Origin of the sequence: Paenalcaligenes sp. Me52, from assembly GCF_050487965.1 — a bacterium.
Taxonomy (GTDB): domain Bacteria; phylum Pseudomonadota; class Gammaproteobacteria; order Burkholderiales; family Burkholderiaceae_B; genus Paenalcaligenes.
In genome coordinates, this window is the sequence record NZ_JBKQFO010000001.1 from 785,848 (window position 1) to 810,078 (window position 24,231).

At 48.7% G+C, this 24,231-nt stretch carries 23 protein-coding genes and 1 tRNA gene; 15 read left to right on the forward strand and 9 right to left on the reverse strand.

Going from position 1 to position 24,231, the window contains the following annotated elements:
• Positions 1-6 precede the first annotated feature (6 nt).
• Complete coding sequence (locus tag ACLO87_RS03650) at positions 7-312, reverse strand: PepSY domain-containing protein (RefSeq protein ID WP_430222808.1); 306 nt, start codon at positions 310-312, stop codon at positions 7-9.
• A gap of 172 nt (positions 313-484) precedes the next feature.
• Between ACLO87_RS03650 and ACLO87_RS03655 the strand changes: the two genes are divergently transcribed.
• From ACLO87_RS03655 to ACLO87_RS03670, 4 genes are all read left to right on the forward strand, one after another.
• Entirely contained in the window at positions 485-811 is a 327-nt protein-coding gene (locus ACLO87_RS03655) for a PepSY domain-containing protein (RefSeq protein WP_430222809.1), read from the forward strand.
• Between the two features lie 21 nt (positions 812-832).
• Complete coding sequence (locus tag ACLO87_RS03660; protein WP_430222810.1) at positions 833-1,501, forward strand: response regulator transcription factor; 669 nt, start codon at positions 833-835, stop codon at positions 1,499-1,501.
• Positions 1,491-2,894 (forward strand): sensor histidine kinase, encoded by a 1,404-nt coding sequence (locus tag ACLO87_RS03665; RefSeq protein WP_430222811.1) that lies wholly within the window; start codon positions 1,491-1,493, stop codon positions 2,892-2,894. Before ACLO87_RS03660 ends, ACLO87_RS03665 begins: the two co-directional genes overlap by 11 nt.
• A 76-nt stretch (positions 2,895-2,970) precedes the next feature.
• Complete coding sequence (locus ACLO87_RS03670) at positions 2,971-3,303, forward strand: YggL 50S ribosome-binding family protein (protein ID WP_135862198.1); 333 nt, start codon at positions 2,971-2,973, stop codon at positions 3,301-3,303.
• A gap of 107 nt (positions 3,304-3,410) precedes the next feature.
• Here the strand turns inward: ACLO87_RS03670 and ACLO87_RS03675 are convergent, their stop codons facing one another.
• Positions 3,411-4,928, reverse strand: a complete 1,518-nt coding sequence (locus ACLO87_RS03675) for a tetratricopeptide repeat protein (RefSeq protein WP_430222812.1) — start codon at positions 4,926-4,928, stop codon at positions 3,411-3,413.
• 283 nt (positions 4,929-5,211) lie between these two features.
• The gene (locus ACLO87_RS03680) at positions 5,212-6,117 is read right to left on the reverse strand and encodes a LysR family transcriptional regulator (protein WP_430222813.1); all 906 of its coding nucleotides are present in this window, start codon (positions 6,115-6,117) and stop codon (positions 5,212-5,214) included.
• 109 nt (positions 6,118-6,226) lie between these two features.
• On the opposite strand from ACLO87_RS03680, the gene ACLO87_RS03685 reads away from it, so the two are divergent.
• On the forward strand, positions 6,227-7,093 hold the full coding sequence (locus ACLO87_RS03685) for a pirin family protein (protein WP_430222814.1): 867 nt from the start codon (positions 6,227-6,229) through the stop codon (positions 7,091-7,093).
• Positions 7,094-7,241: 148 nt separating this feature from the next.
• Here the strand turns inward: ACLO87_RS03685 and ACLO87_RS03690 are convergent, their stop codons facing one another.
• Positions 7,242-8,186, reverse strand: a complete 945-nt coding sequence (locus tag ACLO87_RS03690) for a 5'-nucleotidase (RefSeq protein WP_430222815.1) — start codon at positions 8,184-8,186, stop codon at positions 7,242-7,244.
• A gap of 154 nt (positions 8,187-8,340) precedes the next feature.
• The gene (locus tag ACLO87_RS03695; RefSeq protein ID WP_135866557.1) at positions 8,341-8,670 is read right to left on the reverse strand and encodes a hypothetical protein; all 330 of its coding nucleotides are present in this window, start codon (positions 8,668-8,670) and stop codon (positions 8,341-8,343) included.
• 151 nt (positions 8,671-8,821) lie between these two features.
• Between ACLO87_RS03695 and ACLO87_RS03700 the strand changes: the two genes are divergently transcribed.
• The gene (locus ACLO87_RS03700; RefSeq protein WP_430222816.1) at positions 8,822-10,033 is read left to right on the forward strand and encodes a hypothetical protein; all 1,212 of its coding nucleotides are present in this window, start codon (positions 8,822-8,824) and stop codon (positions 10,031-10,033) included.
• A 397-nt stretch (positions 10,034-10,430) separates the two neighbouring features.
• Here ACLO87_RS03700 and ACLO87_RS03705 read toward each other — a convergent pair.
• A tRNA-Cys gene (locus ACLO87_RS03705) sits at positions 10,431-10,504 on the reverse strand.
• Positions 10,505-10,835: 331 nt separating this feature from the next.
• On the opposite strand from ACLO87_RS03705, the gene ACLO87_RS03710 reads away from it, so the two are divergent.
• The 4 genes from ACLO87_RS03710 to ACLO87_RS03725 all read left to right on the forward strand — a co-directional run bounded on the left by ACLO87_RS03710 (position 10,836) and on the right by ACLO87_RS03725 (position 18,875).
• Positions 10,836-11,543, forward strand: coding sequence for a peptidoglycan DD-metalloendopeptidase family protein (locus tag ACLO87_RS03710; protein WP_430222817.1), 708 nt, complete (start codon positions 10,836-10,838; stop codon positions 11,541-11,543).
• A gap of 185 nt (positions 11,544-11,728) precedes the next feature.
• The gene (gene putA / locus ACLO87_RS03715) at positions 11,729-15,664 is read left to right on the forward strand and encodes a trifunctional transcriptional regulator/proline dehydrogenase/L-glutamate gamma-semialdehyde dehydrogenase (RefSeq protein WP_430222818.1); all 3,936 of its coding nucleotides are present in this window, start codon (positions 11,729-11,731) and stop codon (positions 15,662-15,664) included.
• A gap of 89 nt (positions 15,665-15,753) precedes the next feature.
• Positions 15,754-17,247 carry a sodium/proline symporter PutP gene (putP, locus tag ACLO87_RS03720; RefSeq protein ID WP_430222819.1) on the forward strand — a complete coding sequence of 498 codons (1,494 nt, stop codon included), beginning with the start codon at positions 15,754-15,756 and terminating at the stop codon, positions 17,245-17,247.
• A 233-nt stretch (positions 17,248-17,480) separates the two neighbouring features.
• Complete coding sequence (locus ACLO87_RS03725) at positions 17,481-18,875, forward strand: amino acid permease (protein ID WP_135865631.1); 1,395 nt, start codon at positions 17,481-17,483, stop codon at positions 18,873-18,875.
• A 799-nt stretch (positions 18,876-19,674) separates the two neighbouring features.
• Here ACLO87_RS03725 and ACLO87_RS03730 read toward each other — a convergent pair.
• Both ACLO87_RS03730 and ACLO87_RS03735 read right to left on the reverse strand, forming a co-directional pair.
• The gene (locus ACLO87_RS03730) at positions 19,675-19,869 is read right to left on the reverse strand and encodes a YgaP family membrane protein (protein WP_430222820.1); all 195 of its coding nucleotides are present in this window, start codon (positions 19,867-19,869) and stop codon (positions 19,675-19,677) included.
• A 46-nt stretch (positions 19,870-19,915) separates the two neighbouring features.
• Positions 19,916-20,227 carry an ArsR/SmtB family transcription factor gene (locus tag ACLO87_RS03735; protein WP_135865628.1) on the reverse strand — a complete coding sequence of 104 codons (312 nt, stop codon included), beginning with the start codon at positions 20,225-20,227 and terminating at the stop codon, positions 19,916-19,918.
• A gap of 75 nt (positions 20,228-20,302) precedes the next feature.
• On the opposite strand from ACLO87_RS03735, the gene ACLO87_RS03740 reads away from it, so the two are divergent.
• The 3 genes from ACLO87_RS03740 (at position 20,303) to ACLO87_RS03750 (ending at position 22,008) form a co-directional block, all read left to right on the forward strand.
• Positions 20,303-21,175, forward strand: coding sequence for an MBL fold metallo-hydrolase (locus ACLO87_RS03740; RefSeq protein WP_430222821.1), 873 nt, complete (start codon positions 20,303-20,305; stop codon positions 21,173-21,175).
• An 80-nt stretch (positions 21,176-21,255) separates the two neighbouring features.
• The gene (locus ACLO87_RS03745) at positions 21,256-21,597 is read left to right on the forward strand and encodes an ArsR/SmtB family transcription factor (protein WP_135866357.1); all 342 of its coding nucleotides are present in this window, start codon (positions 21,256-21,258) and stop codon (positions 21,595-21,597) included.
• A 54-nt stretch (positions 21,598-21,651) separates the two neighbouring features.
• Positions 21,652-22,008 (forward strand): carboxymuconolactone decarboxylase family protein, encoded by a 357-nt coding sequence (locus ACLO87_RS03750; protein ID WP_135866359.1) that lies wholly within the window; start codon positions 21,652-21,654, stop codon positions 22,006-22,008.
• Positions 22,009-22,025: 17 nt separating this feature from the next.
• Here the strand turns inward: ACLO87_RS03750 and ACLO87_RS03755 are convergent, their stop codons facing one another.
• Positions 22,026-22,283, reverse strand: coding sequence for a DUF2789 domain-containing protein (locus ACLO87_RS03755; protein WP_135866361.1), 258 nt, complete (start codon positions 22,281-22,283; stop codon positions 22,026-22,028).
• Between the two features lie 222 nt (positions 22,284-22,505).
• Between ACLO87_RS03755 and nhaA the strand changes: the two genes are divergently transcribed.
• Both nhaA and ACLO87_RS03765 read left to right on the forward strand, forming a co-directional pair.
• Positions 22,506-23,858: a Na+/H+ antiporter NhaA gene (gene nhaA / locus ACLO87_RS03760; protein WP_430222822.1), complete on the forward strand. Its 1,353-nt coding sequence runs from the start codon at positions 22,506-22,508 to the stop codon at positions 23,856-23,858.
• Entirely contained in the window at positions 23,855-24,214 is a 360-nt protein-coding gene (locus ACLO87_RS03765; protein ID WP_430222823.1) for a thioredoxin family protein, read from the forward strand. Before nhaA ends, ACLO87_RS03765 begins: the two co-directional genes overlap by 4 nt.
• Positions 24,215-24,231 lie beyond the last annotated feature (17 nt).

A 24,231-nucleotide genomic window follows, 5' to 3' on the forward strand; every position in this document is an offset into this window, starting at 1 on the left:
CGGGGCTTAGTCATCAAAGCGGCTGCGCAGTACCTCACCGGTGTACATGTCTACACGTACTTTGACGCGCTGGCCTTGTGCATCATCGGCTTTCACATCAAAGTGGCGGTGTTCACGTTCAATTTCGCGGAAGTTCTTGTAGCCTTGTTTTTCTAGGCGGTCGTAAACATCGCGAATGGTCAATGCGGTTTGTTGCTGGCTAGTGGCCTGAGGGGCAGCAGCGGTAGTAGGTTGGGTTTGTGCTTGAGCAGCACCGCCCAGTAACAGAGCGGAACACAAAACACTAGTGATAACAGCGTGGCGGGTTTTCATAAGGTAGACTCCTAATCGTCAACATGAAGAAAAGATTCGCAAAGGTGGAATCCATGTTGAGTAGTTTGCGCCTTCCTGTATGAACCTATTCTGAAGCGCTTGTTCATGTTCTGTTCATGTTACAAACGGTATAAAAAGGGTCTAGTCACACTTTGCGTTTGCAGAGGTAAGTATGTGGAAGAACACAGTAAGCAGAAAGATTGCGGCACTTTTTTTAGCGGGTGGTTTGGGTCTAGCAATGATGGTAGGCCCTGCCGATGCCAGTCGCTCAGATCATGAACAGGCACGCCGTGCAGTAGAAGCAGGCGAGATCATGCCACTACGAAGCCTATTGGATGCTATAGAAAGCGCTTATCCCGGTCAGGTGGTAGAGGTAGAGCTTGAGGATGAAGACGGCTTGTTGGTGTATGAAATTAAGGTGCTGCAAGCATCGGGGCAACGGCTCAAACTCATTTTGGATGCCCGCACAGGCGACGTGCTTAGGGTGAAAAGCAAGTAATCCATACCAGCAGAGGGGCAAATGCGTATTCTGGTTGTAGAAGATGAACCCACCTTGCAAGCGCAGTTAGTCACAGCGCTACAAGCCGCTGGTCATGTGGTGGATAGCGCTGCCGATGGTGAGCAAGGCCACTATCTGGGTAGTGTTGAGCACTTCGATGCTGTGGTATTGGATTTGGGTTTGCCGGTAATGGATGGCATTAGTGTGCTGAAGCGTTGGCGTGCTGAAGGGCTGACGATGCCTGTCTTGATACTTACTGCCCGCGATCATTGGTATGAAAAAGTAGCAGGTATTGATGCTGGTGCTGATGATTACTTAACGAAGCCCTTTCATATGGAGGAGCTATTAGCCCGGTTGCGCGCCTTAAATAGACGAACAGGTGCGCACGCTAGTGCGCAATGGCAGTGTGGGCCAGTGGTGATGGACACTGTTAGTGGGCGAGTTCTAGTGAATGAACAGCCTTTAAGCTTGACCAGTCACGAATACAAAGTATTGGAAGTATTGATGCGCCAACCCGGCGAGGTGGTGTCTCGTTCGGCACTGATAGACGCTATTTATGCCCAAGATGGTGATCGAGATTCCAACACCATTGATGTGTTTATTGCCCGCTTACGACGCAAATTACCCGAGGGGTTTATAGAAACGGTGCGCGGCATGGGCTATAGGTTGGCAACGAATAATGACAACTAAGTCTGCACAATCGGCTAAACCAAAACGTGGACAATCGCTGCGATTTCGCATGTTGGTGGGCAGTTTGATTTGGATTGTAGTGTCAGTGGCGGTGGCGGGGTGGGCATTGCAGCAGCTGTTTGCGCAGCACGCTTCGCAGCAATTTCGTAATGAATTAAATTTGCACTTAAACCAGCTAACGGGGGCGTTTTCCTTGGAGGATGGTACGCCGGCATTGGTGGTGGCGTTAAGTGATCCGCGTCTAGAGCAACCCTTATCAGGTTTATATTGGCAGGTGGATAGCCTAGATGCAGCAGGTAATATCCAACAAGCTGGGGTGTTGCGTTCACGTTCGCTATGGGATCAGGTGTTACCGGCAGGCCCTGAGCCAGAAGACGGTAAGCGTGACATGCTGTACACCTACGATTCCCCCACCTTGAAAACCCTAGAAGTGTTGTCACGTCGTATTACCTTAAGCGACGAAGACGAGGCGCATCAGTATTGGCGTTTAGTTGTCGCGGCAGACCAAGAAAATTTGAATGAACCCTTGGCGCACTTTACAACCATGTTGAGTGTGGCATTGGGAGCATTAGCCTTGGGTATGGGGGTAGCGTCTGTAGCGTTGATTGCAGGGGGTATGCGCCCACTGGGTAGATTGCGTCAGAAACTTGCCTTGGTTCGTAAAGGTACAGCGTCGCAGTTGGAAGGCGAATTCCCCAATGAGGTGCAGCCTTTGGTGGATGAATTCAACGCCGTACTCACCACAAATACTGATATCGTGCAACGTGCTCGTACTCAAGCAGGTAACTTAGCGCACGCCATTAAAACGCCTTTGAGTATTTTGGAAAATGCCGCCTATAACGACTCAGGGCAATTGGGGGCGTTAGTCAGTGAGCAGGTGTCTATAGCACGTAGGCAAATTGACTATCATTTAGCGCGAGCCAGAGCGGCGGCGGCTATGCAGGCTAGCGGGTTGTTTACCCCTGTGGAGCCTGCTGTGTCAGCTTTGGTGCGTACCATGCAGCGTTTATATGTAGGGCGTCAATTAACGATTCAGGCGCAGGTTAATCCTGTGGGTTTATCGTTTAAAGGGGAAGAGCAAGATCTGCATGAAATGCTGGGTAACTTGCTGGATAACGCGTGCAAATGGGCACGTGCACAGGTGCAAGTAACTGCCTATGCAGAGGGGCCATGGGTGGTGTTTTCAGTAGAAGACGATGGCCCGGGTTTATCGGCAGAAGAAAGTATTGCTGCATTTAAGCGTGGTGTGCGGTTGGATAATCAGATCCCCGGTTCTGGCTTAGGGCTGCATATAGTGGCTGAAATGGCGGAGTTGTACCAAGGCAGCATACAGGCCGAGCGTTCTGAGCTAGGCGGCTTGAAGATGGCGCTACGCTTGCCGGGTGTGGTGTAATAGCGGGATGAGTGGGCGTGTGTGCATAGTGCAGTATGGCCCATACCATGTAAATTGCTAAGGCAAAGGTATAAAGATGGCAAAACAACGCAGCAGACGCTTGAGAAAAAAACTGTACACCGGTGAATTCGTCGTACTGGGATTTGAATTCTCTTGCACGCTAGCAATGGAAAGCGAAACAGAAATCGATGCGCTGGTGGAATCTTTCACTGCTTTCATCGAAGACCGTAACTTGTTGTTGGGTGGCGGTGTAAACAGCACATCCTTCGGCGGTTTTGTAGTGGCTGCTGGCCGTTACGACTCTCCAAGCGAAGATGATCGTGCAGCTGTTCAGAAATGGCTGAGCGAACAAGCTAAATGCTCCGACGTAGTTGTGAGCGAATTGGCTGACATCAACCAAAGCGAATAAGCTTGGGTGAGGTAGCCACAGCGGCTACAGTCAAAAAAAGGCCAGGAAAATTCCTGGCCTTTTTTGTGGGTGGACGTTAGGCCCACCTTGCAATAGCGTTGCGTAGATTAGGCCGAGCCCAGTCTACCTTGTACTGCGCCTTTGTTAACCAGCGCTTTAGCTACAAACTCTTGCAGGTTCTCGTCGGTAGACTCACCAAAGCGTTTGATCAGCTCGTCGTAGCTGCGAATTGCACCTTTTAGATCACCCATATCGTCCAGCGTAATACCGCTGTTCATCAGGGATCGAGCGACAAACTCTTGCAGCGCTTGCTCTGGGGAACCACTGTAGCGTTGGATTACTTCATCGTACAGCGCCATCTCTTTGCGGTGATCGCCGCTTTGATCCATTACCATGGCTTTGTTGATCATGGATCGACCAACACGCTCTTGGATGTAAGTAGACTCAGAGTTGCTGAAACGACGAATAATTTCATCGTAGGTTTCAACTTCTTTGTCGTGCTCATCGCGTTGATCGTACAACAGTGCCTTGTTCAGCATCGCGCTGGCGATACGTTCTTGCACGTCAATAGAAGCGGACGCATCGTAACGGTTAATCAGGGTGTCGTAGGTTTTCAGCGCATCTTGGAAATCATCGGCTTGGGCTTGTGTAATGCCTTTGTTCAGCAACGATTTCGCTACACGTTCTTGCATGTTCGGTAGAGTGGAATCACCAAAGCGGCGAATGATCTCGTCGTACACGGCGATTTCTTCGTCATGACGGCCCAACTGATCCAGCGCAACGGCTTTGTTTACCAGTGCTTTACCGATTTGATCTTGCAGCTCTTCTGTGTCAAAAGAACCGTAACGAGCAACCAGACCATCAAAGGTCACAATAGCGCCTTCGTGATCGTCCAGCATGCCTTGCGTAATGCCTTTGTTGACAACAGCTCTAGCAACTTGATCTTGCAGAACTTCGTCATCGGATGCACCAAAACGTTTAGACAGTTCGTCGTAAGTAACGATTTCGGCTTGAGAGTCGTCTTGTTGACCCTGAGTAATACCTTTGTTCATCAAGGCACGGGCAACCCATTGCTGCAACACCAGCTCATCAGAGTCACCGTAACGACTTACGATCTCATCGTAGACAGCCATTTCGGCTTTGGGGTCTTCCAGTTGGCCTAGTGTGATGCCTTTATTCAACAAGGCTCTAGCGGCCAAGCCTGCCAGCACTGGGGTCTCCGACGCACCAAAGCGGCGAACCATTTCGTCGTAGGTAGCCATTTCAGCATGAGGATCGCCGTGCTCGTCTTGTGCCGTAGCGCGGCTCAGAAGGGTTCTAGCTAACAACTCTTGCAAGACGGGTTCAGTGGACTCACCAAAACGTGTCACAACGTCATTGAAGGTGCTCAATGCAGCTTGGTAGTCGCCACGCTCACTTTGTGCAATACCTTTGTTGCGCAAGGCTTTAGCAACTTGCTCTTGAAACTGTACTTCGGTGGAATTGCCATAGCGCGTGATGACAGCATCATAGCTTTCCATCTCGCCATGTGCGTAGTCAGCACGATTCTGTTGCGACTGCGCAGGTGCAGAATTTTGGGAGGATGATCCCGTCAAACGTTGTAGTAATTTAGAAAAAAAACCCATTAACCTCTCCTGTTGTTTCGCGCCAATTTTAGACTAATTAGTCGTTTCGCATAGGGCGCGAATACATAAACTTGCCCATGTTTAGGTGGAGGCAGAGTAACAATGCTTAGGCATGAAGAGGGTTAAATAGTGTAAGGATGTCCCGTGGTCACAACAAAACACGAGAATCACGCTGTTATCGCCACCCGTGAGGAAATATGTGCTTGTAGGCTAAGACGTGCCAGTAGCCCTAAAAATAGCCCAGCCTGAGCTGAGCTATAGGGGGATGACAGCGCGATGAGCGTTATTCCTCGTCTATTTCCTCGTAGCGTTTGGCCAGGTAATCCAGCAAGGCTCGCACCGAAGGTAATAGTCCACGTCGTGATGGAAAGAGGGCGTGAATGATTTCAGGCTTAGGTTCCCATTCCGGCACGATGCGTACCAAAGCTCCTGTATTCAGATGCTCGCGCACCATCAATAAAGGCAATTGCACTATACCTACGCCTGCTAAGGCAGAGTTTCGTAGCGCCGTCATGTCGGTGGTGACAAAGCGAGGGTTGTGGTGCACTGTGGCTTGCGCTTGATCGGGGCCGTATAGCGTCCAGCTGTGCTCATTTTGCGGGCTGCCTAGGCTTAGGCTGGGCATACCATTAAGCTGGGCAGGAACGGCTGGAAACTCGTGTTCTTGCAGCAAGCTGGGGCTGGCCACCAAACACTGCCTACGGTTAGACAGCACACGCATCACCAAGTCGCTATCTTGCAATGGCGGCGGGCGCACACGAATAGCGATATCAATGGCCTCACTCACCACATCCACCCGTCTGTTGGTGGCATCTAAATAGATACTGATGTGTGGGCACTCTTTCATGAAGTCGGCCAACATCCCACCCACATGGGCGTGTAGCAGAGCAATAGGGCAGCTCATGCGGATGACACCACGTGGCTCAGCACGAGATGCATCGATCACCTCTTGAGCGGCCTCAGCTTCCACCAGCATGGCTTTGCAGTGCTCGTAATAGGTGCGACCAATCTCGGTGACGGCAAAGCGGCGGGTAGAGCGCTGTAGCAAGCGCACGCCTAAGCGTTCTTCCAAGATGGCGACACGGCGGCTGAGTTTGGACTTGGGCACACCCAAGGCGCGACCCGCAGGAGCAAAGCCCCCGTTATCCACCACCTGCACAAAGTAATACAGATCGTTCAAGTCTTGCATGGTTATTTATCGTTCCATAAATAGGACACTGAGCCTTATTTTAAGGGGCTACACGCAAAAAGAGCACAAGAATAAGATAGCTCTAACGATACCTCAACAGGAGAGTCACATGAAAAAAATTCTTGGCATCTACAGCGCACCACGTCCTCACTGGGTGGGTGATGGCTTTCCAGTACGCTCAATGTTCTCGTACCACACACACGCTAAACAGCTGAGTCCATTCTTGCTGTTGGACTATGCAGGCCCTACCGATTTCACTCCTACCTCGCAGCCGCGTGGTGTAGGGCAGCACCCTCACCGTGGGTTTGAAACCGTGACCATCGTCTACAAAGGCGAAGTGGCTCACATGGATTCTACCGGCCAAGGTGGTGTGATTGGCCCCGGTGACGTGCAGTGGATGACAGCGGGTGCGGGTATTTTGCATGAGGAGTTTCACTCTGAGGCTTTCACTAAATCCGGAGGTGCACTGGAAATGGTGCAACTGTGGGTGAACCTGCCAGCCAAAGACAAAATGACCCCACCTAACTATCAAGCCATTGTGGACAGCGCTATCCCACAGGTGAATTTGCCTGATGGTGCGGGTGTGGCCCGAATTATCGCTGGTGAGCTAGAGGGTAAACGCGGCCCAGCCCATACCTTTACGCCTATGAACGTATGGGATATGCGCTTGAAACAAGGCAGCTACAGCACGCTGGAATTGCCTGATGGGTGGACAACCGCTTTGGTGGTGCTGCATGGCACGATTCAGGTGAATGGCCAAACCATTGCCCGTGAATCACAAATGGTGGTGTTGGATAGAGCGGGTCAAACCGTTTCTGTGGAAGCCAACAACGATGCCATTGTGCTGCTGCTAAGCGGTGAGCCTATTGATGAGCCAGTAGTAGGGTATGGCCCCTTTGTGATGAACAGCTCGCAAGAAATAGAGCAAGCATTGCAAGACTTCAATAGCGGTAATTTCGGGCAAATCCCACATTAATGATGCAACAACCACAGCACCCTTGATCAGGGTGCTGTCCCCAACCCCAAGAGGTGCTGGATTCAGCACGGTAAGTGGCAGTAGGGTAGAAATAGCGAGTTTTTCATGTTCACACTATTGGGCTGCGGCTCAATAGTGTGTTTTTTATTTAGCTAATTTTGGACTTCACGCTGTTGGTAATACCAAAAGGTACATGCACCGCTGGCAGAATGTCCGACGCGGGCACTAGGTGTGTTTTCTGATCGTCAAAGAAAATGTGCGGGTTGATCACTTCTAATGCCCGTTTCTTTTCCACGCCACCCAAGAAAAATGCCTCATTCACATTGATGCCCCAACTACGCATAGTGTTGATCACGCGTTCTTCGGCGGGGGCATTTCTAGCGGTGACGATAATTAGCCGCAGCTTAGGTGTGTACGACGGGTCTACCTCAGAACGCTGGCGTTCTAGCTGCTGAATTTCAGAAAGCTTTTGTAGAAAGGGCAGCAGTGGGCCGGGGTTTAGCGGCACATTAATCTTGCTTTGCTCATGAACATGAAACTCGTTTAAATCTTTGTTCGCTTGGAATACCGTTTCGGCTTCATCGTCGGCCAGCACACCATCAAAGTCAAAGGCTACTCTAAGCTCATCATCACCTTGGGTGTCTAAATGCGTAGAAGGTAGCACTTGCCCTGCAGGGTAGCCGGATAGTGTCGCTTGCTGTACATCAGTTTCATTGGCCGATAAAAACAAACAAATAGAAAACGCTGGAATATAGCGGTGTGGGTTACCGCCTTCTAAAAACACGGCGCGTGAGATATCTAAATGGTGATGGCGAATAGAGTGCATCACCCGCATGCCGGTATCAGGATCATTACGCGAGAGCAGCACAACCTCAACAGGCGGGTCATCAGGGCGCACATCGTTTAGCGACAGCAAACGCTTAATAAAAGGGAAAGCCACGCCAGGGGTAAGCGGAATACTTTGATTCTCGCGCTGATGCTTACGGTATTCCTCTTCACCTTCGGTGCGGAAAATTCTATCTGTCTCGGATAGATCAAATAACGCGCTGGAGGCGAGGCCTATAACAAGGCGGTGTTCTAGTTCGTATGCCAAACCGGTTCCCTGTGAAGTGCTGTGTGCGAAAGACAATGTATCTGGGTAATGAGCACTTATTCTACGTGCAAGCGCAGAGCCTGAAAACGATGGTCAACAAAAAGGCTTAGGGGTAAGCCTAAGCCTTGGCGATAACTATCACGATCACAGCCAGTTAATCGTTTTCTGCGTATCGTGTGTAGGGGTAATTCAGTTTTTTAAGCTTCTTTTCTGCTTGTGCTAACAACTCTTCATCGAAGTAGCTGATCCATTCAGTCTCTAGAATCAACGCCTCTATGGATAGATCCAGTCTGTTACCCATGTACAGCTCAGATATACCGTAGGACAGCTCTTCCTTGCGCACCAATTTTTGAGCCGTAGCCAAACCACCGTCACTACCCAACATGGCAATAAACTGCCTAGGGGTGTACTTCAGCTCTCTTTTCATCTCATTTGCTTTACTGTGCAAAAACGCGGTAAAGCGGTCTTCTGTGTTTCTATCCATCGTGCTTCCAGTGTGTAAGTCGAGGGTATTGTACTTGGGGGGGGGCGGTGGAGGTGTGACAGTTTTCTCTATTTTCTGAATACTGCAATAATTGTATGTTTGTTTTCTATTTTGTTCTTTATGATAATAAGAGTTTTCTTTGGAGGTGAATGTGATAAGTAGATTGCCAGTGGTTTGTAGTACTTGTAATGATGTTTTTGCTTTAAGAGTTCAAATTGGTCATTTGGATAAGCAAGAGCATAAGTTTAAATGCTTAAGATGCAAAGAGCCAATGACTCTGGTTTTGGATTTATCTGAAGGTGTGGTGGAAATTGAGAGTTTTTCTGGATTGAGTATCTATGATGGTGATGGTGCGAGCTTAGAAACTTTATTTTTGTCTTCTGATTTTATTGTTAATGAGGAGGATTCTAGAAATCCATTTTTTTTTCCGTCTATAAGGGAGGTCAATTCTCTTATAAAGGATAGAGGATTGGCGGATTTTGATTCTATTGGGGGTAAATTTATTAGTTATAGAGATGAAACAAATATTATTCTTGATTTTTGGGGTAGTATTTCATCTGCTTATAGGCTTTATGGGGTTGGTGAGTATTTTCTTTCCAGCCGTAAAATTGAAGGGGTATTAGGTAATGATTCTGGTAGAAAAAAAGGAATTGATTATGCCTTATGTTGCTTTCATAAAGAGGTTTATGGAGACTCTGGGTGGTATGATTTTGTAAAAAAAACTTATGATAAGAATAGTGTAAATTTCAGAAAATTTTTATGTTGGTATAGTGAATTCATAAAAAAAGAAAGAATGGATGGTATTTTTTCTATATTGAATGAGTATTTTAAGAATTTTAAATATCATAGAGAGGCTTTTATTTATGTTAAAAACTCTAGGGAATTTCCTGAAAATGGATTTGTTACGTCTGATTTTTTTGATGATATTTCCAAGTATTATGCATCTGCATTTGAAGAAAGGTCTAAGCAGTTAGTGGTTTTGACAGCTTTTAATAATATATTGAATGGTAGGGATTTTGATTCTTTGGAAAATATAGATCTTTATAAATATTCAAAATCTGATGCTGCAAAGAAAAGAAATAACTTAGTTAATAATGATTTTTTGTATAATGAAACAAGTGAGTATGATAGTAAGCTAAGAAATGCAATATATCATGGATGGATCAGGCATGATACTAATAAGAATTCTTTGATGTATAAGTCTAGTGAGGGCTCTAGTGATTTCTTTAATTTGAGTGTTGCTGAGTATATTTTTAAATGTGGAGTAATAACTAGGCAAATTTCTGGTTTTGGTTGTGTTGTTTTTTATTTAAATGATATTATGAGAAAAAATGCTTACGTTTTGAAGGACTTGGATTTTTAGATTTTTTTGGAATTTAAAATTCTTTGGTTTTTTAAATGTATTGATTTTTTTGTTCGGAGTCTTAGGTCGATATAGTTTAATGGGTTCACGCTTAATTTTCGGACAATATTTTTTATGTTAATGGATTTTTGATAATAAATTTGGTCGGTTTTTTGTATTTTTAGTAGCAGTGGAAATATATTTTCTTTATAAATTTGCTGTGTAGTAATTGACCATTGAAAATGGAGTAAGGTTGTACTGGCAGAATTTTGATTTGATTGTTTTCGTGTCTATTTTTCGGAATAGAACTATTAACGTACTAGATTATCCGCAAGTAACAAAACCCCTACACTTACTGATATGGTTGATGAAACAAAAAGCCCCTAGGTCGTTAAACCTAGGGGCTTTCTTAAATTCTTGGAGGCGCAAGCCGGAATCGAACCGACCTACACGGATTTGCAATCCGGTGCATAACCTATCTGCCATTGCGCCATAGCATTTCCTTGCGGAAATTATTTTTGGAGTAATTCGCGATGGTTTCATGCAGCCGTACAAGTACGATGCAGACCTGAGCGCGTTGCTCCAAAAGAAAAGAACTATAGCGTGTATAGGACGGTTTGGCAAGGTGTGTGGCGTTAATGTTGGCCTTTTGTGTACATGAAATTTCAGGTGTTGCCGTCATTGTTAGGTTCCGTCAACGTTACAAGCGGGGTTTTTGCCTAGCTGTAATTCTTGCTATGCTACTGTTTGCGCAGTGTTAAGACTGCTTTTACTTTGGTGTGAGCCTGATACCGTGTCTTTGTTATCGCTTTATTCCCGTTTCATGTCTGGTCGTACTTCTGTATTGCGCTGGGTGCTGTATGGCGCTGTGGCAGTGACGTTGGCGGCATGTGGAAGCACGAGTGGAACTAAGGATGGCTATTATGTGGTGCAGCGTGGCGACACCTTAAGTAAGGTGGCGCGTCAGCATAATCAAAGTTTGTCGTCACTGATGCGCATGAATAATATTTCTAACCCTAACCGTATAACGGTGGGGCAGCGCTTGAAAGTACAAGGTGGTTCGGCAGCGCCTGCGGCAGCGTCAAGCGGGCCTACAGGCAGTGCAGGCAGCAGTACCGCGTTGCCGCCGCGTAATGCGTCTACCAACTCAGTGGCCGCGCCGCGCAATATTAATTTGATTTGGCCGGCAGCAGGTACGTCTAAGCGTGGTGTGTCGGCAGCGCACTCTCAAGGTGTATATATCTCTAATACAGCAGGTACGCCAGTCAAAGCGGCGGCGGCAGGTAAAGTGATTTATTCAGGTGATGGGTTGCGTGGCTACGGTAATTTGTTGATCGTGAACCACGCTAATAACTTTTTAACGGTATATGCGCATAACCGTCGCTTGCTGGTGTCCGAGGGGGCAACGGTGACTCAAGGTCAAACCATTGCCGAGATGGGAAATTCGGGTACATCGCAGGTGCAGCTCTATTTTGAGCTGCGTTATAACGGTAAACCGGTAGATGCCCTGCGCTATCTGCCTAAGAAGTGATGATGTAAAAAAGCCCGGTAAACCCGGGCTTTTTTGTAAGTGTACGAAACAGTTTTCCCTGTGATCTAGGGTAAGTACCTATACGACTTCAAAAAGGTTGCACCTAGAATTCGCATATCTATTATTAAGGTTGCACCTTTTAAATTTATAAGGTTGCAACCTCTCTGTCTGTAAGTGAGAGGGTTATGAGTGCAACGACACTAGGGGTGAAAGTAGACGCCGAATTACGCGGGCGTATACGCGAGGCGGCTGAACGCATTGGAAGAACCCAGCATTGGTTCATCAAGCAAGCCATTTTTTCGTTTTTGGAAGAAATCGAGTCGGGTAAGTTACCGCCATCCTTAGCCTATCTTGCCCAGACAGAGGGTGAGAAAGGGGTGGATCTGGAACAAGCCGGATTGAGCGTGGGCGACAATGAGCCTACACAGCCGTTCTTGGAATTTGCCCAATCTATTGCGCCGCAATCTGTGTTGCGTGCTGCGATCACTAGCGCCTACCGTCGCGCCGAAGAAGACTGTTTGCCTGGCTTGATTAGCCAAGCGCGCAGTAAAGATCAAGCTAAAGTACGTGAGTTAGCCCGTAAGCTGGTGACAGCGTTGCGTGCTAAAGGCCAAGGCAGTGGCGTAGACAGCTTGATTCACGAGTTCTCATTGTCTAGCCAAGAAGGCGTGGCCTTGATGTGTTTGGCTGAAGCCTTGCTGCGTATTCCTGACCGTGCCACCCGTGATGCGTTGATTCGCGACAAAGTGAGCAAAGGCGAATGGCAGTCACACTTGAGCTCTGGCTCTATGTTTGTGAATGCCGCAACATGGGGCTTGATGTTGACCGGCAAGTTGGTCAGCACCAGCAGTGAAAAAGGTTTGAGTTCCGCCATTGGTCGATTGATCAGCAAAGGTGGTGAGCCATTGATCCGCAAAGGTGTGGACATGGCGATGCGTTTGATGGGCGAGCACTTTGTGTGTGGTGAAACCATTTCTGACGCTTTGGCAAATGGCAGAAAATGGGAAAACAAAGGCTTTAGCTACTCCTACGATATGTTGGGCGAAGCAGCGATGACCGAAGAAGACGCGGCACGCTACTACGCATCTTACGAGCAAGCCATTCACGCAATTGGTAAAGCATCAGGCGGCAAAGGTATTTACCAAGGCCCCGGTATTTCCATCAAATTGTCTGCGCTGCACTCCCGTTACTCACGTGCTCAGTACGACCGTGTGATGAGCGAGTTGTTGCCACGTGTTAAAGCGTTGACGATGTTGGCACGCCAATACGATGTGGGTCTGAACATCGACGCGGAAGAAGCGGATCGTCTGGAAATTTCGTTGGATCTATTAGAGGCCTTGTGTCAGGACCCAGATCTGGCAGGTTGGAACGGTATTGGCTTTGTGATTCAAGGCTATCAAAAACGTGCTCCATACGTGATCGACTACGTGATCGACTTGGGTAGACGCACTAATCACCGTTTGATGGTGCGTTTGGTGAAAGGCGCGTACTGGGATACAGAAGTTAAACGTGCGCAGGTTGATGGCTTGGAAGGCTACCCTGTTTACACCCGCAAAATCTACACCGATATCGCTTACTTGGCATGTGCGAAAAAACTGTTGAGCGCGCCGGATGCGATCTTCCCGCAGTTTGCGACACACAACGCCTTAACCTTGGCTGCTATTTATGAAATGGCAGGCTCTAGCTACTACTTGGGTCAGTACGAGTTCCAGTGCTTGCATGGTATGGGTGAGCCGCTGTACGAAGAAGTGGTTGGTCCTGTTAGCCAAGGTAAATTGGCACGTCCTTGCCGTATTTACGCACCAGTGGGTACACACGAAACACTGTTGGCGTACTTGGTACGACGCTTGCTGGAAAACGGTGCGAACTCCTCGTTCGTAAACCGTATTGCTGATGAAAACGTCTCTATTGATGAGCTGATTCGTGATCCTATTGATGAAGCTGAAAGCATCAGCCCAGTAGGCGCACCTCACCCTATGATTCCGCTGCCAGCAGAGCTGTACAAAGCGCAGGGCGAGAACCGTCAGAATTCCCAAGGTTTGGACTTGTCCAACGAACACCGTTTGGCATCGTTGTCGGCAGCGCTGTTGTCCAGCACTACCAACAACTGGCACGCCAGCCCTGCTACATTGGCTGTGGTAGATGAAGCGCGTGAACAAGCTGTACTGAACCCTGCAGACCATCGCGATGTAGTGGGTAAAGTGATTTTCAGCTCTGCTGCTGAAGTGGATGCCGCGTTGGCACGATCAGTCGCGGCAGCACCAATTTGGCAGTCCACAACCGAAGAAGAGCGTGCGCGTTGCTTGCTGCGTGCGGCTGATTTGTTGGAAGCCCAGCAAACCACCATGATTGGTTTGATCGTGCGTGAAGCGGGTAAAACCTTTGCTAACGCTGTAGCAGAGATTCGTGAAGCGGTAGACTTCTTGCGCTACTACGCTAATCGTATCGACCAGCATTTCTCTAATGACAGCCACCGTCCTTTGGGCCCTGTGGTGTGTATTAGCCCTTGGAACTTCCCGCTGGCTATTTTCTTGGGTCAGGTGTCTGCGGCATTGGCTGCCGGTAATACCGTGTTGGCTAAACCCGCTGAACAGACTGGCTTGATTGCAGCCCAAGGTATTCGCTTCTTGCACGAAGCGGGTGTGCCACACGATGTTGTGCAACTGTTGCCTGGTGAGGGCGATGTGGGCGCGATGTTAGTGGGCGATGATCGTGTTCAAGGCGTGATGTTCACCGGTTCTACCGAAGTGGCTAAACGTATTTCTACTACCTTGGCACAGCGTGTGAATAACAATGGTCAACCTATCCCGCTGATTGCTGAAACCGGTGGCCAGAATGCGTTGATCGTGGACTCTTCTGCATTGCCAGAACAGGTGATTGCTGACGTACTGAACTCGGCCTTTGACTCGGCTGGTCAGCGTTGTTCGGCTCTGCGTATTTTGTGTGTACAGGAAGACGTAGCTGACACCGTGATCACCATGTTGCGTGGCGCGATGCGTGAACTGCGAGTAGGTAACCCTGACGTGTTGTACGCCGATGTGGGCCCCGTGATTGATGCTGAAGCACAAGGCAATATCCGCAGCCACATTGATACTATGCGCAGCCGTGGTTTTGATGTGGAGCAGTTACCGTTGGGCGATGCATGCCAGCACGGTACTTTTGTGCCGCCAACCATCATCCAGATCAAGAGCCTTTCTGATGTAGAGCGTGAAGTGTTCGGCCCTGTGCTGCACGTCATGACCTACAAGCGTTCCGAGCAAGATGCATTGGTGAAAGCCATCAATGACACTGGCTACGGCCTGACCTTTGGGGTGCATTCACGTATTGATGAAACCATCAACCGTTTGGTAGCCCAAGTACACGCCGGCAATATGTATGTGAACCGCAATATTGTGGGTGCGGTAGTGGGTGTACAGCCATTTGGTGGTGAAGGCTTGTCGGGTACAGGTCCTAAAGCGGGCGGTCCTATTTACTTGAATCGTTTGTTAAGCCAGCGTCCAGACCAGTTGGTACTGGGTGGTAAAGCACAAAAAACCGCTAGCAACGAAGCCTTGGAAAGCCTGCAGCAGTGGGCCGACAAACATGGCGAAAAAGATCTAAGCCAAAGCTTGAAACACTTGTCTGCAGTGTCGTTGTTCAACACACGCGTTGAGTTGCCAGGGCCTACCGGCGAAACGAACACCTACAGCCTACAAGGCCGTGGTGCAGTCGTGTGTGTGCCAGCCACCAAACATGGTTTGTTGGTACAGGTAGCGACTAGCTTGGCATGTGGTAACGAAGCACTGATCGTGCGTGAAGGTGTTGCTGCAGAAGTTTTGGAACCCGTTTTAACCCAACTGCCTGAAGCTGCTCGTAAGCAGGTGGTTGTGGTGGACTCTCTGAAAGACGCGATGACACGTCGCGTAGGGGGTGTGGTATTCGAGGGGGATTGTGATGCGCTGAAATCGCTATCGCAGTTCTTAGCGGAGCAGGATGGCCCAGTGTTACAAGCGCAGGGTCGTACCAGTGCAGAGTTGGCTAATGGTCAGCTCTATAGGATGGAGCTGCTGGTAGCAGAACGTTCTCTTAGCGTAAACACCGCGGCTGCGGGAGGGAATGCCACGCTAATGGCAGTAGTCTAATTTTTACTACAACAAGCGATATGCACGGATAGCAATGTGCAGGGACAAGGGGTTTTACACCCCTTGTCTGCCTCAAAAGGGAGAATGCTATGCAAATAGCCAATATGCAGATTACGACCATGTTCGTAATCTATATCGTAGGGATGCTGTTGATCGGATGGCTGGGCTACAGGGCTACAAATGACTTGTCCGACTATATTTTGGGCGGACGCCGACTGGGGCCTTTCGTGGTGGCACTTGCCGCTGGGGCTTCGGATATGAGCGGTTGGTTGCTGATGGGCTTACCAGGCGCGGTCTATGACAACGGGATCTCCGCATCCTGGATTGCCATTGGCTTAACCTTGGGGGCGTATCTAAACTGGCGCTTCGTGGCCGCACGTTTACGTGTGTACACCGAAAAATCTGGGAATGCGCTGACATTACCTGACTTTTTCTCAAATCGTTTCGACGATAAATCCAACGTGCTGCGCATTGTGTCAGCCGTGGTAATTCTGGTGTTCTTCACGCTGTATTGTGCATCCGGTGTGGTGGCAGGTGCCAGATTGTTTGAAAGCATGTTCGGTATGTCGTACACCACAGCGATGTTTGTGGGCGCATTCTGCACCATTGCTTATGTATTCATTGGTGGTTTCTTGGCGGTGAGCTGGACAGACACCATTCAGGCTTCCTTGATGTTTACCGCGCTGATCTTGACCCCTCTGGTGGTGATCTTGGGCGCTGGTGGCTTTGCGGATGCAAACGCTGCAGTGATTGCTATTAACCCTTTGCATGCTGATTTGTGGCAGGGCGCCTCATTCGTGGGTGTGATCTCCTTGTTGGCATGGGGTCTGGGCTACTTTGGTCAGCCTCACATTCTGGTGCGCTTCATGGCAGCAGAATCGGTAAAAACTATCCCTAACGCACGCCGTATCGGTATGACATGGATGATTCTGTGTTTGGCTGGTGCCGTAGCAGTGGGTTACTTCGGTATTGCGTACTTCTCCGCGAACCCAGGCCAAGCTGCTGGCGTGAATGCGAACTCTGAGCGTGTGTTTATTGAGTTGTCCATGTTGCTGTTTAACCCATGGATTGCTGGTATTTTGTTGGCCGCTATTTTGGCTGCGGTGATGAGTACCTTGTCGGCGCAGTTGCTGGTGTGCTCAAGCTCACTGACTCAAGATATCTACAAAACCTTCATCAAACGCGATGCTACAGATGCGCAATTGGTGTGGTTTGGTCGTGCGATGGTATTGCTGGTAGCCATTGTGGCCATTATCTTGGCATGGGATCCAAATAGCCGTGTGCTGTCTATGGTGAGCTATGCATGGGCAGGTTTTGGTGCGGCCTTTGGTCCAGTGATTTTGCTGTCCGTGTTGTGGCGCAGAATGACTCGCAACGGCGCGCTGGCAGGCATGATCGTGGGTGCGGTAGTGGTACTGATTTGGAATCACTACGCTTGGTTCGGCTTGTACGAGATTATCCCAGGCTTTATCTTGGGTGCTATCGCAATCGTGATAGTGAGCGTGATGGGCAAAGAGCCGCAGCGCAGTGTGACTGAAGTCTTTGATTCGGTTAAAGAAGATCTGAGTCACGTTAGTCACTAATAGGACTAGAAGTATTCAAGAAAACGGGGTTTAAGCCCCGTTTTCTTGTCTTACATCATAAATTTTTAGACAAAAAAACGTACTGTTGAGACATATGGCGTTATAGTTTTGCCATTAAAAAATAATTATTACTAGTTCAATTGTCTGCAAAGGAGGGCAAAACACATTCCATGACTATCTTGTCAAACACTTAATGGGCATTAAGAGTTAATCCGTTTTAAAAGGCGGCAAAAATGAGTTGCGCAGAAGAAAATAAGTTAAAGGGCGGGCTGAAATCCCGTCACTTGACTATGCTATCTATAGCAGGAGTCATTGGTGGAGCGTTATTTGTAGGATCCGGGAAAGTAATTGCGAATGCTGGACCGGCTGCCATTCTGGCGTATATGGGCGGAGGAGCGCTCGTAATCTTGGTAATGCGAATGCTGGGCGAGATGGCCGTTGCTCAGCCTGATACAGGGTCTTTTTCTACCTATGCCGACCGAGCTATTGGTCACTGGGCTGGGTTTACGATTGGCTGGCTGTATTGGAGTTTCTGGTCGTTATTGATGGGATGGGAAGCCTACGTGGCCGGAGCGATTTTGCACGGTTGGTTCCCTATGATTCCTATCTGGGGCTACATGCTGATTGTGACCGCGGGGTTAATGGTTGTTAACTTCATGAACGTGCGCAATTACGGTGAGTTCGAGTTCTGGTTCGCCTTGATCAAAGTAGTTGCCATTGTGCTGTTTATTATCATTGGCTCGCTTGCGATCGTGCATCTATGGCCTTCAGGCACTACCCAAGGGTGGTCTAACCTGACATCACAAGGTTTCATGCCTAATGGCTTTGGGGCGGTGGTGGTGGCGTTGCTGGGGGCGATGTTTGCGTTTATTGGTGCGGAAATCGTGACCATTGCGGCGGCAGAATCCGAGAACCCTAGTAAGGCCATTGTGCAGACCACACGTTCCGTAGCATGGCGTATTTCACTGTTCTATGTGGGTTCGATTTTCATCGTGGTGTGTTTGATTCCTTATAACAGCCCAGGCTTGGAGTTATCCACAGAAGGTACGTATGCCGTTACTTTGAATGCATTGGGTATCCCTCATGCCAGCGAAATCGTGAACTTTGTGGTGCTGACATCAGTGTGCAGTTGCTTTAACTCGGCACTCTACACCTCATCTCGCATGCTGTATTCCTTGTCACGTCGTGGTGATGCACCTAAGTCATTCCAGAAAGTAGGTCGCAGCACCGGTACACCGTACGTAGGTGTGGTGGTGTCCAGTGTGTTTGCGTTGGTGGCTGTGTATTTGACGGCAACTGAGACGATGGATATTTACGATGTGCTGATGCAAGCTACCGGTACGATTGCGTTGTATGTGTACCTGTGTATTGCTTTCTCGCAATTGCGTATGCGTCGTAAGCTGATCAAAGAAAAGCGCGAGCTTAGCTTCAAGATGTGGTTGTTCCCTTGGTTAACCTACGCGGTGATTGTCACTATTATCAGTGCGCTGATTGTGATGGTGATTGAGGGTACATACCGTACAGAAGTGCTCTACACCACAGGTTTAGCGTTGGTGATTGTGCTGTTAGGTGTGATTGTGGATCGCCGTCAGGCAGCCACGGCTACTCCAGTTGTGGCAGCAGAATAACGCTGGTCTATTCGCAAAGAAAACCGCTCGTGTTTACGGGCGGTTTTTTTATGGCTGTTAGTTTTTTTGGTTTTGTGTTTTATGAGTAGTACTGAGTAGGTTGATATGCTGTATTCATTGCACGTCAAACCGAGGGGGCTTCTGTTGCTGGTGAGCACGTTGCGGCAGAGTTCATCGCACGCGCCGGGAACTGCAGGAATACTTTTTGTGATTTGAGACACCAAATCAAAAAAGTTTCCTCTACGTCCCCCGGTTGTTGTGAGTGTGTGAGGTTTACAGCCCTTTCTTCTGCCGTCTACGGCTATAGCAGTCTGTAGGGGGGAACAGCATTCATCGCATACGCTGGGGATTGCGGAAAAGCTTTTTGTGATTTGAGACACCAAATCAAAAAAGTTTCCCTCCACCCCCCGATTGTTCTGAATGTGATGATGCTTACAGCCCTTTCTTTTGGGGCGTTGGCACGGCTTGATCCAATTGGTAAGCGGTTTTTGAGATCGTCTGTAATGTTGGCTGTACCATCAGAAAAGGCAGCCGAGTTGTTTTGAGAGGGTAGCAAGTGCCGAAATTATCAACACAGAGAGGAAGCAGGCATCTTCAGAGATTGCTAAACATGCCTCTTCCTTGGCCATAGAAGTACTCACCATCTTCAACAGCAACCACACTAAAACCGTGGCAAGCGACGGAGGGAAAACGGAGGAAAGTGTTTTTTTATTTGGTGGTCAAATTAAAAAATATTTTTCGCAGTGCTAGCTACAGCAGCTGATGGTGAGTGTGTTGATGCAGCACTCATCACACACTCTTACTTACGGCATGCCCCGCACGTATTAACTCCCAGCATCGAGTACAACGGGCAAACACGGAACAAGCCACTTAGCAGTGGAATCAAGCCCAGCCAACCCCACCAGCCTACCGTGCCGCTGCTGGCAAGTATCACCAAGACTAGCCCTATAACGACGCGCAAAATTCTATCTATACCGCCTACGTTGGTTTTCATATGGACTCCAGTTGTACACAGGTACGTAATGGGTGTAATCCGTTTTTTACGGACAGAAAATGGTTTTCAGGGTACTAATTAACTGCTCAATTTTTGGATCGGCGATGCGGTAATACAGGGTTTGGGCGTCACGTCTGTAAGTGATCAGGTTTTCTTCTCGCATCTTGGCCAGATGTTGCGACAGCGCCGATTGGCTTAAGTCTACGTAACTATTTAATGCGCCTACCGTCATTTCTTGATGTTCTATCAATAAGCATAGAATCAGTAATCGGTGTTCGTTCCCGACAGTACGCAGCATAGCTGCCGCTTGGCTAGCACCTTTTTGTAAGAACGCGATGGAGTCTGGTGAGGCTGTCATGATGTGGGTCTTGTATTTTAGTTTTATCTAATTTAGCATATTCTAAATTAAAAAATCCAGTGAAAGGAAAATGCCATGTCTAAGGATGTTGTTCATATACAGGCTTTTTTTGATGAACCCACTTATACCGTGAGTTATGTGGTGTCTGATCCCGCGACTAAGCAGGCGGCAGTGATTGATCCTGTTTTGGACTACGACCACCGCAGTGGTGCGGTGTCTACGCGCTCAGCACAGAAATTGCTGGATTATGCTGCCGAGCAAGATTTGAAGATTGTGTGGATCTTGGAAACCCATGCGCATGCGGACCATTTAAGTGCAGCGCCATTTTTAAGGCAGCACACAGGGGCGAAGGTAGCGATAGGCGAACATATCTGTACGGTGCAGCGCATTTTTAGCGAGGTGTTCAATGTGCATGATGTGTCGGGTAAGGGTGTGGAGTTTGATACCTTGCTGAGCGATGGCGAGGTGCTCTCCTTAGGCAATTTGCGTATAGAGGTCTTGCATACGCCTGGTCATACACCGGCTTGTGTGGCTTACAAAATTGCCGATGCTGTGTTTGTGGGCGATACCTTGTTTATGCCAGATTACGGCACGGCTCGTGCAGATTTCCCCGGTGGTAGTGCCAAGCAGTTGTACCAGTCCATACGAAAAATACTAGCGTTGCCACCGCATACTCGTTTGTTCATGTGCCATGACTACAAAGCAGAAGGGCGTGATGAATATGCGTGGGAAACCACGGTGGCTGAGCAACGTGCCAAGAACATTCACATACACGACGGGGTGGATGAAACCGCCTATGTAACGTTGCGCGAAACACGTGATGCTACCTTGGCTGCTCCGGTGCTGTTGCTGCCATCGGTGCAAGTGAATATCCGAGCAGGGAACTTACCCGAGCCTGAAAATAATGGCGTGTCGTATCTGAAAATTCCGGTGAAGTGGACGAGTTAACCCCTTATGTAGGAAGAGGATGGTAGATTTTTTATTCAACAATATATAATTAAATATATTGTTTTCAGTGAATCCTTACCATGACCACACCTTCCATCCATTTATCGCCAGAAAAGATGCGTGAGCACGCGGGCAAAGCATGTGCATTGCTCAAAACCTTAGGCAATGAAGATCGCTTGATGTTGCTGTGCCAGATTGCCTTTGAGCAATTGAATGTAGGGCAGTTAGAGGCGCGAACAGGCATACATCAGCCTACCTTATCGCAGCAGTTAGCTGTGCTGCGGCAAGAGGGCGTAGTAGAGACAGAAAAGATAGGCAAATACGTGTATTACCGTTTGGCTGATCCCAGCACGATGCGGTTAATGCAAACCTTGTGGGACATTTATTGCGGTCCCGCCGAAGTGACTACTCCGGTTGATTAATCAGCGTGTCAGTGACGATGACCGCTGTATTTTGTAAAAGAGGAAAACAGGAACATGACAGTGGAATTCAAAAAACTGACGCAGGATATTGCGGCTAATTTGGGTGAGTTGGGTAAGAGTATTCCGCAGGTGATCAAAGGCTTTAATGAGCTGAACAAAGCCGGCAGTGCAGCGGGTGTGTTGGATGCAAAAACCAAAGAATTGATTGCATTGGCCATAGGTGTGGCCGTGCGTTGTGATGGCTGTATAGGCTTTCACAGTAAGGCATTGGTGAAGTTAGGGGCGACGGAAGCAGAAGTACACGAAGCCCTAGGTGTGGCGGTGTACATGGGCGGTGGTCCATCGGTGATGTATGCTGCCAATGCGGTGGCAGCATACAAGGAATTTAGCGATACAGAGCCTGCCGCGTGATGTGGTGTCAGGCTGTTTTATAGCCCAGTGATTTTTTTGACGGCGTCTTCGTGCAAGGACTCATTGAGTTGATCCACAATGATTGCCCAGGCGCCGTCACTTTTGAGCTGTTCTGCTAGAAATTGACGCTGCCCTTCATCCCAATACGGAGCATCAGAAATGTAGGTATCTGCTGGCAATTGATGCGTAATAATGAAGTCGGCAATGGCTTGTTCACTGGCATCTAGCCCTAGTTGCAGAAACAAATTGGTCATGCGGGGCGTAGTGGAAGTCATGGTCAGCTCCAAAGAAATAGGTGAAATAAATAGTCTACCGTTGATCACTGATTTGAGGCTATTTCTACGTGATTTCCTGATATAAAACAGAAAAATAGTGGTAAACCCTAATTCTTGAAATAAGAAGACGCGTTAAAATTTTCAGCTGGGTGTCAGCTGCAATCCGGCAGTGAGACAGGTTCACAAGCGTTGGTCGGGCCGCCACGCAAAGTATCAAAGACAATGAACCAGAATACACCCATCCTGCCTAAAGCTCAGGTACTGACCGAGCGTGCCTTTTCTACAGTAAGTCGTTTCCTCCACATTGAAGCCGTTAGTGGCATGGTGCTGTTGCTTGCAGCGGCCGTGGCATTGATCTGGGCGAACTCGCCTTGGGCTGATAGCTACCATGCGTTGTGGCATACCTCGTTTTCCATTGGTTTGGGCGAATATGTGTTCGACCGTCCGTTGCACTTCTGGATTAACGATGCCTTGATGACGTTGTTCTTCTTGGTGGTGGGGATGGAGATACGCCGTGAAATGCATGAAGGTGCGCTGAGCGATATACGCCAAGCGATGCTGCCTATTGCAGCCGCTTTTGGTGGTGTGGCTGCACCGGCCTTGATTTATGTGGCGTTCAATAGCCAATCCCCGCAGAGTCACGGTTGGGCTGTGCCTACCGCGACAGACATTGCTTTTGCGGTAGGGGTGTTGGCCTTGTTGGGGCGTTCCATTCCTTCTAATATCCGCGTGTTTTTGCTGGCGTTGGCCATCATTGATGACATCGTTGCGGTACTGATTATTGCTTTCTTCTATTCCGGCGGTTTGGATTACAGCGGCTTTTTGGTGGTAGCGCTGGGTATAGCGATGGTATTAGGGTTACAGCACGTTGGTATTGGTAGTGCCTATGCCTACGTGATTCCAGGGTTAATTATTTGGGGCGGTGTGCTGATGACAGGCGCGCACCCTACCTTGGCGGGTGTGGTGTTGGGCTTGATGACTCCCGTACTGCCTAGCCGTCGTCTTGAGCGTCCTATGCAAACCTTAGAGCGTGTGGTGCAAGACCTGCGTAAACGTAGAGACTCTGTTGAACCCGAAGAACTTGCTCATGCATTGAGCGATGTACGCCGTGCACAACGCGATATGCTGGCACCTGTGACTCGCGTGCAAATGGCGTTGCACACATGGGTAGCGTTTGGGGTGATGCCACTGTTTGCATTGGCTAATGCGGGTGTGAGCTTTGATGGTATAGACCTAAGCCAAGATGGCGCAAACTGGGTGATGGTTGGGGTGATAGCCGCCTTGGTGCTGGGTAAACCTATAGGCATCATGGGTGTGAGCTGGCTGATGGTGGCATTGAAGCTCTGTAAGCTGCCTGAAGGCGTGAGCTGGTCTGGTATTGCATTGATTGGCTTGCTGGCAGGTATTGGTTTTACGATGTCCATCTTTATCGCTATGCTGGCGTTTGTAGATGAAAGCTTACTGGGTGCCGCCAAGTTGGGTGTGCTGACCGCTTCACTGTTGGCTGCCATCTTGGGCTTAAGTATGGGGGCTGTCGTTGTGCGTAGTGTTAAACGTAATGCCGCTCAGGCATGACGCCTACGTCTTCTAGTTCTACACAACAGGGTTGGCATGCGCTAACCCTGGATAATTTCTCACAAACAGTTATGCAGGCTGAGCTTGCCGTGGTGTATTTTTCTGCACCGTGGTGTCAGCCTTGTCATCAATTACGCCCAGCGGTGCAAGCCTTTGCACAGCAACATCCTGAGCTTGCTTATTACGGCGAGGTGGATGTGTCAGCGTCTTCGGCGATTAGCCAACGTTATGGCATACGTTCTGTGCCAGTAATTGTGGTGTTTAAGCAGGGCAGTGTAGTGGCTCAATTGCCGGGGCAAGTGGCAGTACTGCCAGAGTTAGCGCGTCTTTTACACGAGCAACGTCATACGTTGTAGTTTTTCGTGCTGGTCAT

Excerpts from the sequence above, each read along its gene's own strand:
- ACLO87_RS03725 (WP_135865631.1), top strand. The coding sequence starts at position 17,481 with ATGAGTTGCGCAGAAGAAAATAAGTTAAAGGGCGGGCTGAAATCCCGT.
- ACLO87_RS03695 (WP_135866557.1), bottom strand. The coding sequence starts at position 8,670 with ATGGATAGAAACACAGAAGACCGCTTTACCGCGTTTTTGCACAGTAAA.
- ACLO87_RS03665 (WP_430222811.1), top strand. The coding sequence starts at position 1,491 with ATGACAACTAAGTCTGCACAATCGGCTAAACCAAAACGTGGACAATCG.
- nhaA (WP_430222822.1), top strand. The coding sequence starts at position 22,506 with ATGAACCAGAATACACCCATCCTGCCTAAAGCTCAGGTACTGACCGAG.
- ACLO87_RS03685 (WP_430222814.1), top strand. The coding sequence starts at position 6,227 with ATGAAAAAAATTCTTGGCATCTACAGCGCACCACGTCCTCACTGGGTG.
- ACLO87_RS03735 (WP_135865628.1), bottom strand. The coding sequence starts at position 20,227 with ATGACAGCCTCACCAGACTCCATCGCGTTCTTACAAAAAGGTGCTAGC.
- ACLO87_RS03755 (WP_135866361.1), bottom strand. The coding sequence starts at position 22,283 with ATGACTTCCACTACGCCCCGCATGACCAATTTGTTTCTGCAACTAGGG.
- ACLO87_RS03655 (WP_430222809.1), top strand. The coding sequence starts at position 485 with ATGTGGAAGAACACAGTAAGCAGAAAGATTGCGGCACTTTTTTTAGCG.
- putP (WP_430222819.1), top strand. The coding sequence starts at position 15,754 with ATGCAAATAGCCAATATGCAGATTACGACCATGTTCGTAATCTATATC.
- ACLO87_RS03730 (WP_430222820.1), bottom strand. The coding sequence starts at position 19,869 with ATGAAAACCAACGTAGGCGGTATAGATAGAATTTTGCGCGTCGTTATA.
- ACLO87_RS03740 (WP_430222821.1), top strand. The coding sequence starts at position 20,303 with ATGTCTAAGGATGTTGTTCATATACAGGCTTTTTTTGATGAACCCACT.
- ACLO87_RS03765 (WP_430222823.1), top strand. The coding sequence starts at position 23,855 with ATGACGCCTACGTCTTCTAGTTCTACACAACAGGGTTGGCATGCGCTA.
- ACLO87_RS03675 (WP_430222812.1), bottom strand. The coding sequence starts at position 4,928 with ATGGGTTTTTTTTCTAAATTACTACAACGTTTGACGGGATCATCCTCC.
- ACLO87_RS03650 (WP_430222808.1), bottom strand. The coding sequence starts at position 312 with ATGAAAACCCGCCACGCTGTTATCACTAGTGTTTTGTGTTCCGCTCTG.
- ACLO87_RS03660 (WP_430222810.1), top strand. The coding sequence starts at position 833 with ATGCGTATTCTGGTTGTAGAAGATGAACCCACCTTGCAAGCGCAGTTA.
- ACLO87_RS03750 (WP_135866359.1), top strand. The coding sequence starts at position 21,652 with ATGACAGTGGAATTCAAAAAACTGACGCAGGATATTGCGGCTAATTTG.
- ACLO87_RS03710 (WP_430222817.1), top strand. The coding sequence starts at position 10,836 with ATGTCTGGTCGTACTTCTGTATTGCGCTGGGTGCTGTATGGCGCTGTG.
- ACLO87_RS03745 (WP_135866357.1), top strand. The coding sequence starts at position 21,256 with ATGACCACACCTTCCATCCATTTATCGCCAGAAAAGATGCGTGAGCAC.
- putA (WP_430222818.1), top strand. The coding sequence starts at position 11,729 with ATGAGTGCAACGACACTAGGGGTGAAAGTAGACGCCGAATTACGCGGG.
- ACLO87_RS03680 (WP_430222813.1), bottom strand. The coding sequence starts at position 6,117 with ATGCAAGACTTGAACGATCTGTATTACTTTGTGCAGGTGGTGGATAAC.
- ACLO87_RS03670 (WP_135862198.1), top strand. The coding sequence starts at position 2,971 with ATGGCAAAACAACGCAGCAGACGCTTGAGAAAAAAACTGTACACCGGT.